11 protein-coding genes are annotated in these 16,778 nt (G+C 48.8%); 10 read left to right on the forward strand and 1 reads right to left on the reverse strand.

Going from position 1 to position 16,778, the window contains the following annotated elements:
* The first annotated feature begins 42 nt into the window (after nt 1-42).
* The 4 genes from BMZ56_RS01680 to BMZ56_RS01695 all read left to right on the forward strand — a co-directional run bounded on the left by BMZ56_RS01680 (nt 43) and on the right by BMZ56_RS01695 (nt 6,266).
* Nucleotides 43-3,066 carry a glycosyltransferase family 117 protein gene (locus BMZ56_RS01680; RefSeq protein WP_090623257.1) on the forward strand — a complete coding sequence of 1,008 codons (3,024 nt, stop codon included), beginning with the start codon at nt 43-45 and terminating at the stop codon, nt 3,064-3,066.
* On the forward strand, nt 3,063-4,088 hold the full coding sequence (locus BMZ56_RS01685) for a WD40/YVTN/BNR-like repeat-containing protein (protein WP_090623260.1): 1,026 nt from the start codon (nt 3,063-3,065) through the stop codon (nt 4,086-4,088). The genes BMZ56_RS01680 and BMZ56_RS01685 overlap by 4 nt, the downstream gene beginning before the upstream one ends.
* Before the next feature lie 111 nt (nt 4,089-4,199).
* Nucleotides 4,200-4,586 carry a BlaI/MecI/CopY family transcriptional regulator gene (locus BMZ56_RS01690; RefSeq protein WP_090623263.1) on the forward strand — a complete coding sequence of 129 codons (387 nt, stop codon included), beginning with the start codon at nt 4,200-4,202 and terminating at the stop codon, nt 4,584-4,586.
* 6 nt (nt 4,587-4,592) lie between these two features.
* Nucleotides 4,593-6,266 (forward strand): M56 family metallopeptidase, encoded by a 1,674-nt coding sequence (locus tag BMZ56_RS01695; protein WP_090623266.1) that lies wholly within the window; start codon nt 4,593-4,595, stop codon nt 6,264-6,266.
* A gap of 12 nt (nt 6,267-6,278) precedes the next feature.
* Here BMZ56_RS01695 and BMZ56_RS25370 read toward each other — a convergent pair whose 3' ends face one another.
* Nucleotides 6,279-6,467: a hypothetical protein gene (locus tag BMZ56_RS25370; protein ID WP_143072814.1), complete on the reverse strand. Its 189-nt coding sequence runs from the start codon at nt 6,465-6,467 to the stop codon at nt 6,279-6,281.
* Between the two features lie 179 nt (nt 6,468-6,646).
* Between BMZ56_RS25370 and pyrR the strand changes: the two genes are divergently transcribed.
* The 6 genes from pyrR (at nt 6,647) to BMZ56_RS01725 (ending at nt 16,739) form a co-directional block, all read left to right on the forward strand.
* Nucleotides 6,647-7,201: a bifunctional pyr operon transcriptional regulator/uracil phosphoribosyltransferase PyrR gene (gene pyrR, locus BMZ56_RS01700; protein ID WP_090623270.1), complete on the forward strand. Its 555-nt coding sequence runs from the start codon at nt 6,647-6,649 to the stop codon at nt 7,199-7,201.
* The gene (locus BMZ56_RS01705) at nt 7,198-8,136 is read left to right on the forward strand and encodes an aspartate carbamoyltransferase catalytic subunit (RefSeq protein WP_090623274.1); all 939 of its coding nucleotides are present in this window, start codon (nt 7,198-7,200) and stop codon (nt 8,134-8,136) included. Before pyrR ends, BMZ56_RS01705 begins: the two co-directional genes overlap by 4 nt.
* 145 nt (nt 8,137-8,281) lie before the next feature.
* On the forward strand, nt 8,282-11,320 hold the full coding sequence (locus BMZ56_RS01710) for a tetratricopeptide repeat protein (protein WP_090623278.1): 3,039 nt from the start codon (nt 8,282-8,284) through the stop codon (nt 11,318-11,320).
* Nucleotides 11,321-11,335: 15 nt separating this feature from the next.
* Nucleotides 11,336-13,873 carry a tetratricopeptide repeat protein gene (locus BMZ56_RS01715; protein ID WP_090623282.1) on the forward strand — a complete coding sequence of 846 codons (2,538 nt, stop codon included), beginning with the start codon at nt 11,336-11,338 and terminating at the stop codon, nt 13,871-13,873.
* Between the two features lie 24 nt (nt 13,874-13,897).
* Nucleotides 13,898-15,658 carry a TonB-dependent receptor gene (locus BMZ56_RS01720; protein WP_090623286.1) on the forward strand — a complete coding sequence of 587 codons (1,761 nt, stop codon included), beginning with the start codon at nt 13,898-13,900 and terminating at the stop codon, nt 15,656-15,658.
* Nucleotides 15,659-15,746: 88 nt separating this feature from the next.
* The gene (locus BMZ56_RS01725; RefSeq protein WP_090623289.1) at nt 15,747-16,739 is read left to right on the forward strand and encodes an SPOR domain-containing protein; all 993 of its coding nucleotides are present in this window, start codon (nt 15,747-15,749) and stop codon (nt 16,737-16,739) included.
* The last annotated feature ends 39 nt before the right edge of the window (nt 16,740-16,778 follow it).

Here is a 16,778-nt window from a genome sequence, read left to right on the forward strand (position 1 = left end):
ATTTTTAGGCGATTATAACGAATGGCTCACTAACCCGGAACTATGAACTACTCAAAAATAAACAACCTTGTAGGGTGGCTGTGTGCGTTGGTTGCTACCACGACGTATGTATTGACAATGGAGCCGACCACCAGCTGGTGGGACTCCGGTGAATTTATAGCTGCTGCACACCGTATGCAGATCGTGCACCAACCGGGAGCACCGTTGTTTCTTTTGCTACAAAATGTGTTTTCGAACCTCGCTTTCGGTGACACACAGCAGATCGCTTATTGGATGAACTTCGGGTCGGCAGTCGCCAGCGGATTAACTATTCTCTTTTTATTTTGGACCATTACGGCGCTGGTGCGCAAGATTCTGGTAAAAAAGGGTGAAGCACCCGTATGCATGGAAGTATTGCAAATTATAGGTGCGGGTGCTGTCGGCGCCATGGCCTATGCGTTTTCAGATACCTTTTGGTTTTCAGCCGTTGAATCGGAAGTGTATGCCATGTCTTCCCTATGTACAGCGGTGGTGTTTTGGGCCATCCTCAAATGGGAGGCCCGGGCAAATGATCCCAGCGGCGACCGATGGCTGGTATTCATTGCATATATCATGGGGCTTTCCATTGGTGTACACCTGCTCAACTTGTTGACGATACCGGCACTCGCCCTGGTGATATACTTTCGCCGGACGCATAAAGCAACGGTTGGCGGCGTGACCAAAGCATTGTTGATCGGGTGTACAGTGCTCGCCGTAATCCTTTGGGGTATTATCCAGTACCTCGTTAAATTAGCGGCTTATAGCGATTTGTTTTTTGTAAATACGTTGGGAATGGGTTTTGGAACCGGGATGGTGTTTTTTGCTGCCTGTTTTGTGGGCAGCATTATTTACGGGGTATGGTACTCCATCCGCCGCGCGAAGCCGGTGCTTAACCTCGTGCTGCTATGCCTCGGTTCTGTTATCTTCGGATATGGATCTTTCGCCATGGTGCTGATCCGGGCAAAGGCGAACCCATCGCTGAACAATAGCCAACCCGATGACGCATTTTCCTTCCTCTGGTATCTCAACCGTGGCCAGTTTGGCAGTGAGCCCCTGCTGAATGGACCCTATTTCGATTCCCAATTGACCGATATACATCAAGGAGATAAGGAATACCGGAAAGGTGAGGATCGGTATGAACTAGCGGGTAGCGGTGATCAGCCGGTATATGATCGGACAACCCTTTTTCCGCGTATTTACAGCAGCCGGGATAATCATGCATGGGGGTATCGCGCCTGGCTGGGTTTAGGGGACAATGAACGTCCTGAATTTACGGATAATCTGAAATTCCTTATGAACTACCAGCTGAATCACATGTATTGGCGGTATTTCATGTGGAATTTTGCCGGTAGGCAGAACGATGTGGAAGCACGTTTTGACAGTCGCACGGAAGGCAACTGGATCAGTGGCATCGAGTCCGTCGACCAATGGAGGCTCGGCGGGGAAAACGCATTGCCTGAGTCCCTGCGGGAAGACCCTTCGCGAAACACCTATTATTTTCTTCCACTCATTTTGGGTCTTATCGGCCTTTCATGGCAGGCACGCCGGAGTGGCAAAGATGCGGTAGTTATCGGGTTGTTATTTTTCTTTACAGGGCTGGCTATTGTTTTTTACCTCAATCAGCCCCCGTTGCAGCCCCGCGAACGGGACTATGCCTATGCAGGTTCGTTTTATGCATTTGCCATCTGGATCGGTATGGGCGTGGTCGGACTTTCGGAGGTATTGCGTAAACGACTTCGTTTACGTGTTGCCATTCCTGTGGCGATTGTGCTCGGCTTTATGATGGTCCCAGCATTGCTTGGTACCCAGAATTGGGATGACCACGACCGATCGGATCGCTACATGGCCCGAGACATGGCCCGCAATTACCTGGAATCTTGCGCCCCCAATGCGATACTTTTTACCTATATTGATAACGATACGTTTCCACTTTGGTACTTGCAGGAAGTGGAGGGTGTACGGAGAGACGTGCGGGTAGTCAATCTGAGTTTATTGGGGATGGATTGGGCGGTGCGGCAGCTGAAATTGCCGATCAACGACGCTCCGGCATTGCCCATCACGATGAAAGATCACCAGTTCGCCAGAGGTACGCGTGATTACCTGTATTACCACGACTACAGCATTCAAGACTCGGTCGATTTGGAAAAAATTCTGGCGCTCCTTCTCTCGGATAATCCGGCCGATCAACTGGAATATGCAGACGGCTCCCGCCGGAATTTTCTGCCCACCAAACACTTCAAACTGAAGGTCGACAAGCAACAGGTAGTCGAAAATAACGTAGTTCCAGAAAAGTGGCAGGAAGATATTCTTGATACAATGGAGTGGACTTACAATCAAAATGGTGTTACACGAGCCGAGCTGACCCTGATGGACGTACTAGTTCACAATCAATGGAAACGCCCAATCTATTTTGCTTTCACGGTCCCGGAAAGCCAACGGCTTGGACTCGATAACTACCTTGTATCCGAAGGGTTTGCATGGCGATTGATGCCGGTCAACGCCCAGCGTGATCCGGAAGTGCGGGAACGCTTGGTTAATACCGATGCTGCGTACGAAAGTATCATGCACCGATTTGCGTGGGGAGACATGAACCAATCGACTTATCTTGATCCGACGTCCCGCACGATGGTTGGCGAAACGATCAAGATTTTTTCGGACACCGCCGAGATGCTGATTGCCGAAGGCAATATCGATGCCGCGAAAAATATCGTCAATCGGGCAACGGAGGTTCTGCCTGCAAAAATCTACCAACCGGATATTGCCGCTCGTTACCCGGTATTGGCCGATCAGCTTTATGCCTTAGGCGAAACTGCAAAGGCGAATACGTTGGTCGAACGGAACCTCAAATTTTTGGAAGAGCAAATGGCTTACTATGCGGCCATTGGCGAAACCAAGTCCTTAACGCAGACGGAGGCGGTGGGGATCCACAACAGTTTGTTTGCCTTACAACAGTTTTCCGCGGCTGCCGAGGCGCATGGTCAGGCAGTGCAATACAAACAGTTGCAGACGGTGTTTGACAAGTACCGGAAACTTTTTTTTGAAGGATGACAGCGAAAGGCCTCCTGACATTCCTCGTGGTTATCCTATTGGTTGGGCGTGTTCAAGCACAGCATCCTAGGTTGCGTGTCCTTCAGGGGGGTAAATCCACCAGTATCCGTGGCCTATCGGTACCGGATGATTCCGTAGCCTGGGTGAGCGGGAGCAATGGATGGGTGGGGCGTACGACCGACGGGGGAAAGACATGGGACTGGCAACAGGTGGTGGGCCACGAAACGAAAGACTTTCGGGACATCGAAGCCTTTTCAAGGGATACAGCATTATTAATGAATGCCGGTTCGCCGTTGGTGATCCTCCGTACGACAGATGGCGGCCGATCTTGGCACCTGGCCCATCGCGATGAACGTCCCGCTATTTTCGTTGACGGAATGGACTTTTGGGATGACCGACGGGGATTGGCGTACGGCGATCCGATTGACGGGCTGCTGCAATTGCTGGCAACGGAGGACGGTGGTCGGACCTGGCACGACATTAGCCAGCAGGCCGGAATTCGGCTGGCTGAGGGTGAAGCGGGATTTGCAGCCAGCGGTACAGGTATTCGTACGTTGCCTGGTGGATATGCCTTTATCGCGACCGGTGGCCTCCAATCCCGCCTTTTGCATACGACAGATTACGGCCATACATGGATTGCAGAAGATTGCCCCATTATCCAGGGTAAGGCTTCTATGGGGATTTTCTCCATTGCTTTTCAAGATGAGCGCCATGGTATAGCCGTGGGAGGTGACTACCAGCAGGATAGGCACGCGGAGGATGTGGTCTTTGTTACGACGGACAGTGGTGCTTCGTGGCGGCGGCCAATAAAGGCAACCGGCGGATACCGGTCGGCCGTAGAATATGTCGGGGATCGGCAACTGGTCGCCGCTGGTACTTCTGGCGTGGATTACTCTTCCGACGGAGGCATGACTTGGGAAGCCATTTCCCGTGACGGCTACCATGTGGTCCGACGCGCAAAAAAAGGCCACTGGATCTTGTTGGCTGGTGCCGATGGACGGATTGCCACACTTCAACCTTGATCCGTTACCTCAGCCGAACGCTTATCGCAGATAGTTCTTAAAAAAATGCAAAACTAATTTGTGTTTACGAAAACATTCGTATATTTGACTACGAAATAAATCGTATATTGTATGGCGGACAAAAAATCACTCAAGCTTACGGATAGTGAACTGGAAATTTTACGGGTGCTTTGGCAGCAGGGAGTCAGTACCGTGCGGCAGGTGCATGACGAGTTGGCGAAGACGAAGGATGTGGGATATACCACAACCCTGAAGCTGATGCAGATCATGCATGAAAAAGGGTTGGTAAGCCGGGATACTTCAAATAAGACACATGTATACCGTCCGGAAGTGGACCAACAGCAGACCCGACAGCATATGGTCAATAAACTGATTGATCATATGTTTGCGGGATCGGCATCGCGCTTGGTTATGCAGGCATTGGGCAACCACCCAACCAGTAAGGACGAGATCGACGCCATTAAACGTTATCTGGATGGATTGGAAAATAAAAAATAGCCGATCATGACCTTTTCTTTAGACAATCTGGTTGAGGCTATGGGATGGAGTATCATCCACTCACTGTGGATCGGTGCGCTTGCTTATGGCCTGTTGTTACTGTTATTTGCCGCATTTCCGGAAACCCGTGCACGGACCCGGCATGCGATGGCTTTTTCATCACTTATCTTGTTGTTCGCTGGGTTTTTGGCCGTTTTTCTGGACAAGCTGGATATTTCATTTGGTAGCGCGGGTATGCATGGAACTTCCGTGGATTTTCCGTTGACCATGCTGGTTTTTTTAGAAGCAAAACCACCTGCCGTGCCTTTTTTCAATTACTTGGTGGGAGGGTACTTTGCGGGTTTCTGTTTGCAAACCCTGTTATTGGCGTTGGGGTATGTCCGCGTGTACCGGCTGCGCAGCTCGGGTCTACTGCCCGTACCGAAGGAATGGGAGGAGGTTTTTGCACAGACGTTGTTGCGCATGGATATGAACCGACGGGTTGGGTTTTGGCTCTCCGGAAAAATAAAAACACCGCTGGTTGTCGGCTACCTAAAACCGGTGGTGCTCTTTCCATTGGCCGCAGCGAATCAATTGGATTTAGATCAGGTGGAGGCCATATTGATTCACGAACTATCGCATGTAAGGAGAAACGATTACCTGCTCAATTTATTCAAGACGGTGATCGAAGCGGTACTATTTTTCAACCCATTTGTGTGGTTGTTGGGCCGGATAGTCAATGAAGAGCGGGAGAACGCTTGCGACGACGATGTGCTGGAGCAAATCGGCAAGCCGATTTTCTATGCGCAGACCTTGCTTCGGGTGGCAGCGCTGGCCAATGGGGCAGATCACAAACTGGCAATGACTGCTGTCTGCAAAAAACCATCTCAATTGTTTCAACGAATCAAACGTATTACCGCTATGAAGACTAATTATCGGAATGTGCGCCAACAAATATGGGTGCTGGCATTTGCCCTGTTGGCATCGGCCTCGCTGGCATGGATCGGGCCGAAGGAAAAGGTCAATACATCAATTAGCAGGAACCCGGATGCCAACGGGCTGGCCGAGCATGACAATCAGCAGGCAGTGCTGGATACCACCCGGACAATAAGATTTGACAAAGCCCAGGTAGACACCTCCCGGAACGACGTGAAACCGGTAGTCAAAGACCAAATGGACTACGTTGAGTCTTTCGAAATTGCGATGGATACTACCGTATTCAAAGCGCGGCCGAAGATGGTTTATATAAACGGAGACACCATTCAGTTAACCTCCGACACCATTATGGTGCAGCTCAACCGAAGCAAACCGTTTCCCGAAGATTTGGCATTTTTCTATCCATTCAATGCGGATAGTCCGCAGGTTTTGCAGCGGAAGGCGTTTAAGTTGGATTCCCTAAACAAAACCGTCCAGGAGGCATTGGCCAAGAGCATGAAGGCAATCAATATGGATTCGCTGAACCGCATGATAGCAAAACGCGTCGCATGGAACGATTCGATCACTGTACGGATCGACTCGATTTTCAAAAGCAAGGAATTCGTTTTCTTACCGAATCTATCTTTTAACATCGATAGTCTGGTGGCCTTCACACCACATGTAAAAGAATGGGAACTTTATCAATCGCCTGAATACAAAGCGTTGCGCGAAGATTTCGAGAAAAAGGTGGAAAAGCTGAGGCGGAAAAGAGAAGGTCCACACTAGTTAATTCGTTAGCTAATCCGAGGCTGCTTCCGCTACCTGGAAGATGAGTGGGTAACAAATCTCGGAACGTAATGTCATCGTCAATCCATTGCCCACGCACTTCGGTGAAGTGTTGTTATTTGAACCCACACCATTCGAGATGGATGTGAGGTTGTTAGACAGGTTGGGATGCGGGAAAAATATCGTTCCGAGTGTCGGCATAAATCAAAAAAATGTAGTAGGTTTGTGGCCATATTCAAGCTTTGTAAAAAGTAAGAAATAGGCTCCACGAAGCCATAAAAGGCAGCTAAATTTCGAATGAAACCTGCGATGTCAGCGCCTAACGAGAAAGGCAATGAAGAAGTAGGTTCCGTGAGGCCTTAAGAACAAGATGCTTTCGAATGAAACAATCTATATTATTAGAAGGTCAAAAGTTCCAGATTACCATCCAACGGCTCTGCCACCAACTGATCGAGAATCATGTTGACTTTTCCGAATCTGTCATCATCGGAATCCAACCACGCGGAATTTATCTCGGAAGACGGATTGTGGAGGAACTGAAGCAAATCCCCGGCTTACCCGAAATAGCGTATGGAGAATTAGACATTACCTTTTTCCGGGATGATTTCAGGAGAAAGGACAGCGGTCCGCTCGTGCCGAGCAGTACGCATATCGATTTTATCGTTGAGGGAAAGAAGGTGATCTTGATGGACGACGTGCTGTGGACAGGCAGGACAATCCGCGCGGCCATGGATGCATTGCAGGCGTTTGGCCGACCGGCCAAGATCGAATTGCTGGTATTGGTAGATCGCCGTTTTTCACGGCAGTTGCCGATTGAACCTGACTATATTGGTATGCAGGTCGATTCGATCGATTCGCAGAAAGTTATCGTCAGTTGGAAAGAGGTGGATACATATGACCGGATTACGCTATTGACAGAAGAAGATCATAAATGACAGCAACGACCAGGCAAATCAGCACCCGTCATCTTTTGGGAATCAAAGACCTCAACGAGGATGATATACAGCTCATTTTTGATACGGCGGATAATTTTAAAGATGTACTCAACCGCCCGATAAAAAAAGTACCGTCCCTGCGTGACATTACCATAGCGAATGTTTTTTTCGAGAATTCGACGCGCACACGGTTATCGTTTGAGCTGGCAGAGAAACGGCTTTCTGCGGATATCGTCAATTTCGCGGCATCGTCATCGTCGGTGAGCAAGGGTGAGACACTCATCGATACGGTAAATAATATCCTGGCGATGAAGGTGGATATGATCGTGATGCGACATCCTTATCCAGGCGCAGGGGTTTTTTTGAGTAAACACGTGAAGGCACAAATCGTGAACGCAGGTGACGGTGCCCACGAACATCCTACGCAGGCTTTGCTGGATGCCTTTTCGATCCGTGAGCGATATGGAGATGTGTCAGGTAAGAAAATTGCCATCATTGGAGATATCCTGCACTCGCGTGTGGCGCTATCCAATATTCTGTGCCTCCGTAAACTGGGGGCTGAAGTGATGGTTTGCGGACCCACTACGTTGATTCCCAAACACATCGGTTCGCTGGGAGTAAAGGTAGAATATAATCTCATCAACGCGTTGAAATGGTGCGACGTAGCTAATATGTTGCGCATTCAACTGGAACGGCAGGACATCGCCTATTTCCCATCCCTTAGGGAATATTCCATGCTTTATGGGTTGAATAAACGATTGCTCGATTCGCTCGATAAAGAGATTACCATTATGCATCCAGGTCCCATAAACCGCGGGGTGGAAATTACCAGTGATGTGGCCGATAGCCAGCATTCCATTATTCTTGATCAGGTGGAAAATGGGGTAGCTATACGAATGGCCGTGCTGTATCTGCTTGCGGGGATACGGGGGTAAGAATAGGTTATTAACATTTGTGGACAACTTTTGAGGAAAACTTTTGGGTTTCCCACTAAATTAGCGGGTTAAATTGGGTAAGGTGTATTTTATGGCCCCAACTTTGCGTGGAATAGAGGAATAAAAACAGAATTAATTTGACGGCATGTTTAATCGGATTTATCAGTTAGGTATTACATTTAGTTTGATGATATCAGCTGCCATGGCCCAGCAGAGTGCGTGGCAGGAGGTCAATCAGGCATATAAAACGGGGATGGAGTTGTATGAAAAACGGAAGTATGCCGCCGCCGCCAAGTATTTTGATAAAGTAGAGGACATCCGCATAAAATCTACCTTACAACAGGACGAGCATGTGGAATTGTCGCTGCTGAAAGAGAATGCGCGTTTTTACCAGGCCATCTGTGCACTGGAACTGGAAGAGTCCGATGCGGAAAACCAATTCCTTCGTTATATTAAAGATTATCCGGCGAGCGCAAACTCGAAAGCTGCCTATTTTCAAGTCGGGCGTTCCTATTTTGCTAAAAAAGATTACGAACACGCACTCGAGTGGTTCAATAAATTGGATAGTCGTAACTTAGCCGGTCGGGAAAACCGCGAATTCCGATATAAACAGGGGTATTCTTATTTTATGACCGACGATTATGCGTCGGCTAAGCCGCTTTTCGAGCAGTTGAAAGATGAAGGAGGGGTGTACCAAGAGGCGTCGATTTATTATTATGCATATCTATGTTATTTGGATAGGGAATTTAAGACAGCGCTTACCGAATTTGAAAAACTAAAAGGATCCAAAACGTACGAAGCTACCTATCCCTATTATCTCACTGCGTTGTATTACCTGGATAACCGGTATGACGACGTATTAGCGTATGCCTTGCCAATTCTGGAGAATACCAAGCAGGCGCACGAAACGGACATGTTTCGCATTATAGCGGCTACCTATTTTGCAAAAAACGATTTCGAAAAAGCCCAAGCATACTATGATAAGTTTCAGGCAGCGGACCAGGGCAAAACGCAAAACAATCAGGATAGCTATCAGATAGGCTACATTGCCTATAAAAACGGTGATTACGAAACCGCTATCGCTGAATTGCAGAAATTGGAAGAGCCGGATGCTTATTACCAAAGTGCCATGATTGCCTTGGGGGATGCATTTCTGAAATCAGGAGACAAGCAGAGTGCACGTAACGCATTTTTTAAGGCCTCCAAGCTGGACTTCGATCCGGCCCTAAAGGAAGAAGGGCTATTTAATTATGCAAAACTTTCCTCGGAGCTGGAGTTCCACCAAGTGGCCCTGGAGGCAACCAAGGAATACTTGGATACCTATCCGAATAACAAACGGATGGAGGAAGCACAGACACTTTATGCGGAGACGCTGCTGGGAACCAGCAATTATCGCGCTGCGGTCGATATTTTGGAAAAGATTCCGAACCGTGGCCCACAAGCAGATGCAGCGTATCAGAAAGTAACCTACTACCGTGGACTGGAATTTTATAACGAACGGGCCTTCGAGAACTCCATCTCGCTATTCATGCGGTCGGAGAAATACCCCATCGATCCGCGGCTTTCTGCGTTGGCCGCCTATTGGAAGGCGGAGGCTATGTATGAAGTGCGCAAGTATGGGGAGGCTGTACAGAATTTTTCGCGGTTTCTTCGTATGCCAGGCGCCCGGAATACCGACGTGTACAGTTATGCGAATTATGCGCTGGCCTATGCGGCATTCCGCAATGACAGTTACAATACTTCGGCTAATTATTTCGAGCGTTTTCTTTCCACCGGTGGGAACGCTATCGAGCCTAACGTCCGCAATGATGCCATCGCCCGGCTAGGCGATTCGTATTTTTCTATGCGCAACTACAGCCGTGCCATGCAGTATTACGACCGGTTGATCAATAGCAAGGCCTCGAGCCAGGATTATGCCCTTTTTCAGCGGGGGATTATTCAAGGGTTGCAGGGGAATAACGCTGCGAAGTTGGCTACGTTACGATCGGTTGTTGAGCGGTTCCCCAATTCGAACTATGCAGATGATGTAGCCTTTGAAATTCCTTACACCTATTTTACGACGGGAGACTATGAAACGGCGATTGAAGGGCTTCAACGAATGATTGAGCAATATCCACGCAGTAGCTATGCGCCGCGTGCGTTGATGACCATTGGTCTGGTGCAATATAACAAAGACGATACAGAAGGGGCAATGGCGACGTTCCGGCGCGTAGTAGAGGAACATGCGACTACGGATGAAGCGAGGCAGGCGTTGCGTTCCATTGAAAACATCTACCTGGACCGTGGGGATGCATCGGGATATATCAATTATGCTACGAGCACCAACATCGGGGATCTCAGTAAGGCCGAACAGGATAACCTTGCGTTTCAAGCAGCTCAAACACTGTTTGGTAGGGGCGAATACCAAGCGGCGGTAGAGGCCATTAATGCGTATTTTGATAAGTTTCCCAAGCCCATTCAGGAGAAACACGCCCGTTACATCCGGGGTGTGAGTCTTTACAAAACCGGACATCCGAAAGAGGCCCTTCACGATCTTAATATTATTCTTAACGATTGGACCAGCCCCTACACCGAAAATTCGCTGCTTACTGCAGCGGAGCTTTACCTGGGACTGAAACAATATAATGAAGCCATTGTACACCTCAAGAAACTGGAGCTTACTTCAGAGTATAAAGCCAATTATGGTTTTGCGGTAAATAATTTGATGGTCTGCTACTATGAAATAGGCGATATGGAGCAAGTCCAGAAATATGCGAAGCTGATCCAGGAGTATGATCGTTCCTCAGAGGAGGATATCGCAAAAGCACACCTTTATTCGGCGCGCGCAATGCTCAGAAAGGGGGATGTGCCACCGGCTATGAAAGAATTGAACCTGGCAGCACTGAAAAGCCAGACGGTTGTAGGCGCTGAAGCACGCTATCGCGTAGGGCAGCTCCAATATGAAGCTAAGGAATATGACAAAGCTATTGAATCGGCCTTCGACGTCATCAATAACCTGGCATCGTATGACTATTGGGTAGCTAAAAGCTTTATATTACTTGCCGACGCATACGCGGGCAAGGGGGACGATTTTCAGGCAAAAAGTACCTTGGAAAGTATCATTGAAAATTACGAGGGAGAAGATGATATTATCCCGTCGGCCAAGGAACGGCTAGATAAGCTCAATAATAAGGGGAAGGGATAGGAATTTAAACGAGCGATGATAACGCAAGAATCGATCGGCTACAAATACTTGCTTACCGGGGCTTTTTCGGTCTTACTCGCTGTAGGTTATGCGCAGGAAGAAAAAGGACAAGTGGAACCGGAGCAGCAAGAACAGCAACGGCCAAGTGAACAGCACGGGGAGCGGGAGCCCATCACGATTGATTCGATCGATGTGGTGCGCGACTACCGGCCTATGTTGGCGGATGCGGTAAAGATTCGCCGAAGCCCGGACATGCGTATTAACCGGCAAGCACTTGAAACCGAGCTGCGTCGGATTGCCGCCACCACGTACTTTGCAAAGAACGCGTTCAAAAAGCCTTATTACGGAAGATTGCTGGAACGGCATCGGGAAGCAACACCGAGCAATATAGATAATTACCGGATCGGCTACCTAGCCTATGAGAACGGTGAATACGAAAGAGCGACTGCCTTTTTCGAGAAGCTGGAGAGGTCAGATGCCTTTTACCAAAGTTCGGTGATTGCTTTGGGCAATATTTCCCTGAAAGCCGGGGATAAAGAAGCTGCACGGAATGCGTTTGTCAAAGCATCTGAACTGGATTTCGACCGAGCCTTGAAAGTGGATGGGCTGTTTAATTATGCTAAAATACTATTTGAATTGGACTCCCCCCAGGTTGCCTTGGAAGTGGCCCGGGAATATGTCACTCAAGAGCCTAAATCTACCGTCGCTGCGAATGCTGAAAAAACAGAGACTCCTGAAACCCTGCTGGCTGAAATCTTGTTAGGTACCAGCAACTTCGAGGCAGCCGTAAATATGTTGGAAACATTCAGCAATCGGGATAGGGAAGCCGACATGATCTACCAAAAGGTAGCGTATTACCGCGGATTGGAATTCTACAACGAACGGGCATTTGAAAATAGCATTTCCCTGTTTATGCGGTCGGAAGAATTTTCCATTGATCCGCGGATAGCGGCACTGGCTACTTACTGGAAAGCGGAAGCCATGTATGAAGTGCGGAAATACGGTGAGGCGGTGCAGAACTTCTCCCGTTTCATGCGAATGCCCGCGGCACCTGAAACCGATGTATACAGCTACGCAAACTATGCGCTGGCTTATGCGGCCTTCCGCAGTAACAGTTTCAAGGTCGCCGCCAACTATTTTGAACGTTTTTTGGCTACCGATGAAAGTTCGATGGAAGAAAATGTGCGAAATGATGCCATCGCGCGTTTGGGCGATTCGTATTTATCCTTGCGCGATTATGGCCGGGCCAACCAACACTATGACCGGCTGATCAACGGTAAAGCCCCCAATCAGGACTATGCGTTATTCCAGCGCGGTATTATCCAGGGGTTAGAAGGTGACAATCAGACCAAAATGAGTACGCTGCGCTCGGTGATCGAGCAATTCCCGAATTCAAATTATGCCGACGACGTAGCCTTTGAAATCCCGTACACCTATTTCACGATGGGCGACTACGATACGGCCATTGAGGGGCTGCAGGCGATGATCGATAAATATCCGCGCAGCAGCTATGCCCCGCGGGCACTGATGACGATCGGTCTGGTGCAATATAACAAGGAGGATAATGAAGCAGCCATGGCTACATTCAGAAGGGTGGTGGAAGAACATTCCACTACTGATGAGGCCCGTCAAGCGCTGCGCTCCATCGAAAATATGTACCTGGATGGCGGCGACGCATCGGGATATGTCAACTATGCAACGAACTCGAACCTCGGTGACCTAAGCAAGGCAGAACAGGATAACTTGGCTTTCCGGGCAGCGCAAACGCTGTTCGCCCGTGGTCAATACCAAGCGGCAGTGGAAGCCATTAATGCTTATTTTGATAAATTTCCCAATCCCATTCAGGAGAAACATGCCCGGTACATCCGTGGGGTAAGCCTGTACCGTACCGGTCATCCGAAGGAAGCGCTGCACGACCTGAATATTATTCTGAATGACTGGACCAGCCAGTATACCGAAAATACGCTGCTTGCGGTAGCGGATCTGTACCTCGGATTGGAACAATATAACGAGGCGATTGTGCACCTCAAAAAACTGGAGCTTACGTCGGAATACAAAGCGAGTTACGGGTATGCCGTAACCAATCTCTTGGTCTGCTACTATAAAATCGGCGATATGGAGCAGGTACTCAAATATGCCAAGCTGATTAAAGCGTATGACCGATCCGGCGAAGAAGACATCGCAAAGGCTCACCTGTATACCGGTTACGTACTACTGCAGAAGGGAAATTCGACGGAAGCGGCCAAGGAGATGAATCTTGCAGCGTTAAAAAGTCAGACGGTGACGGGGGCGGAGGCGCAGTACAACGTTGCGCAGTTACATTATAAGGCCAAGAGATACGACAAGGCAATCGAAAGCGCCTTTGACGTGATTAATAACCGGTCGTCGTATGACTATTGGGTGGCCAAAAGCTTCATCGTGCTGGCTGATGCCTATGCCGGTAAGGGCGATGCCTTCCAAGCAAAAAGTACGTTGGAAAGTATCATTGCGAACTACGAGGGGGAAGACGATATCATTCCGTCGGCCAAGAGACATTTACAGAAGTTGAATTAGGAATAACAGGAATTTTAACAGCTTATGATCTTTCATAAAATCATGCGTCAGGGATATTTGCTTACAGGGATTTTTTCGTGCTTGCTTACAGCGGGATATGCGCAGGAACAGGAGCAAAAACAGGAACAGCCACAGGAACGGACGAACGAAAGACCTGCTACGATTGATTCCATCGATGTGGTACGTGATTACCGACCTATTCTGGCAGATGCGGTGAAGATACGGCAGAGTCCGGACATGAGTAACAAACGGCAGTATCAGCCGGAATTGACCTATAACATTCTGGACAAGAAACTTGATATTAATACCGGGACTAAACGGCTGACGATTCAAGAAATGCCGTTTACGCGTACGCAGACACCGTCCAATAACTATGCGAAAATAGGAGCAGGAAATTTAGGGACCTTACTGGGTGAAGTTTATCTCAGTTCCGATTATTGGGTGGATACTCGGGTGGGTGGATATGTGAAGCATCTGAATCAGCAGGGCGCGATCGAGGCCCAGAAGTTCTCTTCACAGCAGATCGGGGTATTTGGTCGCACGATACTGGGGCCGGTTACGCTGGATGGTGAGCTGGGGTACAATCGTTATGGGACAAGGTTTTATGGTTTAATGAATGACGCTGCGGGCAATAACCTGAATCTGGATCCCACCAAACAGACTTTTAATGACATTTATTTTACAGGCGAGTTAACCAGCAATTACGACGAGCAGGCTACGGATGCCTTCAGCTACTCGTTAAAGGCTGATGCGTATGGTTACAGCAATGCACAGGCAACCAAGGAGAACTCATTCGCATTGGCCGGGTACGTAAATAAGCAAGTCGGCGTGTTTAATGTAGGCGCCAATATTTCCGGAGATTTCACTTCGGTAAAGGATGCAGCGTACAGCTTTGCCAATAATATAGCGAAAGTAAATCCGTATATCCGGTTTCAGGGACCGAATTACAACATTACGCTGGGTGCAAAATTCGTGGCCGAGTTCGGCGACTCGTCGCGTACCAATATCTTCCCCTCAGCAGAGATCGATTTTGCGTTGGTACCGCAGTTTGCCCATCTTTTCGGAGGAATCAATGGCGATGTGAACCGAACTTCTGTAAAGGAACTGACCAAGGAAAATCCCTGGTTGGCAGCGCTGGGAACATCCAACTACATCCGGAATTCAGTAGACCGCATGTATATTTTCGGCGGTATCAAAGGGAATGCCGGCGCAACATTTGGGTACAAGGTGAAGGCATTTTATCGGCGTATTGAAAATATGCCATTTTACGCGATTGCTCCCGACGCTCCATACGCATTTAACCTGATTTATGAAGATGGAGACAATGCGAGTACCATCGTCGGTTTGGAGGGTGAAATCAATGTTCGGGTTTCTGAGGTCGTAACGTTGGGCGGCAAACTTAATTTTAATGAATTTGACCTTCAGCAACAGGAGGAAGCGTGGTATACGCCCAAAATGAGATTGTCTGCCAACGCCCGTTTCAATATTAGCGACAAATTGTATATTGACGGTGAGTTGCTGTTTCAGGGGCAGACCTACGGTTTGGTGCAAGATCCGACAATCGACCTGTCGAGCTACGCATTCACGGAGCTGAGCGAAAGTGGAGCACGCAAAACCACCGTTCCGTCTTTTGCCGACCTGAGTGCCGGCGCTGAGTACCGTGCTACCGATCGTATCGGTATCTATGTTCGTCTTAACAACATGCTGGGAACGAACTATGAGCGTTACCTATTTTACCCCCGGCTGGGATTGAATGTGATCGGTGGTGTTAATTTTTCATTTTGAACGGGATGTATTACGCTTTTGAGCTGCAGCTTATGCAGGTTTCACTTTGAGAGGGCGATACAGAACGAAATGAGTTAAGGTATTAACTATGAATTTGGGTTTGTGCATAACGAATTTGTTGCGGCGGTACCCAGCGGTGGAGGTTCCGGGTATCGGCGTGTTTAAGATCACACGCATACCTGCATCATACGATCGGGAACGTTCGGTAATTCTTCCACCTACGAGTCTTATTGAATTGGCAGAAGGGCATGTTAGCCCTCTTCCTATCGTGAATTACCTGCGGGCACAACGCGGCGTGGATGAGGCTACTGCCATGCAAATGCTCGACAAGGCTGTGAGGGATTTGGTAGAGACGGTTACGGAGAAAGGCCGGGCTTTGCTAGATGGGGTAGGCTATTTGGTTGCCGACGGTGCATCGTTTGTATTCAAGCCCTTTGATAGCGGTGCAATGCAGGTTTCTCCGGTTGCCATACCGCCGGAAGTGGCAAAAGAAATAGTGCCTACACCGGAGCATGCTGCGGAATACGAAGCAGACGCTGCCATATCTCCACGCAGGAGTCATACTTCGCGGTGGATTGCAGTGACAGCATTGGTGTTATTGGTATCGGTAGCCGGCGCGATGTGGTATTATAAATCTGGATTGTTTGAAGGAGATAAGAGGGGCCAGCTTTTGGCACAAAAGAAGGAAGCAGGAGCCCCGGTGGACCAAGGTGAGCCATCCGAGGTAGTGCCCCCCCCTGCGGACACTGTCGCCGATTCTGTGATTAGTCAACTGTCGGCAAAGGTTGCAGATAGCGTGCCTAATGATACAGCGGCGCCTGTATCGAACCCACCCAAACCTGCTATAACCTATGAGATTATTGTCGGTTCGTTTGCAACGATGACACAGGCCCGGAAGTATGTGGCTAAGATGAAAGCCAAGGGGTACGATTTGCGGGCATTGGATAGTCGTATGCCGGGCAACCGCAAGAAGATAAGCTGGGGGTCGTATGCGACGGAAGAAGAAGCCTATCGCGAGTTGGTTAGGGTGCAGAAGAATTTTGAGCCGGGCGCGTGGATTGCTAAGGTAGCCAACGATTAAAAAAAAGATATAGCATAGGAACAGATCGATAAAACAATA

The organism is Parapedobacter indicus (assembly GCF_900113765.1).
In the GTDB taxonomy this organism is placed as follows: Bacteria; Bacteroidota; Bacteroidia; order Sphingobacteriales; family Sphingobacteriaceae; genus Parapedobacter; species Parapedobacter indicus.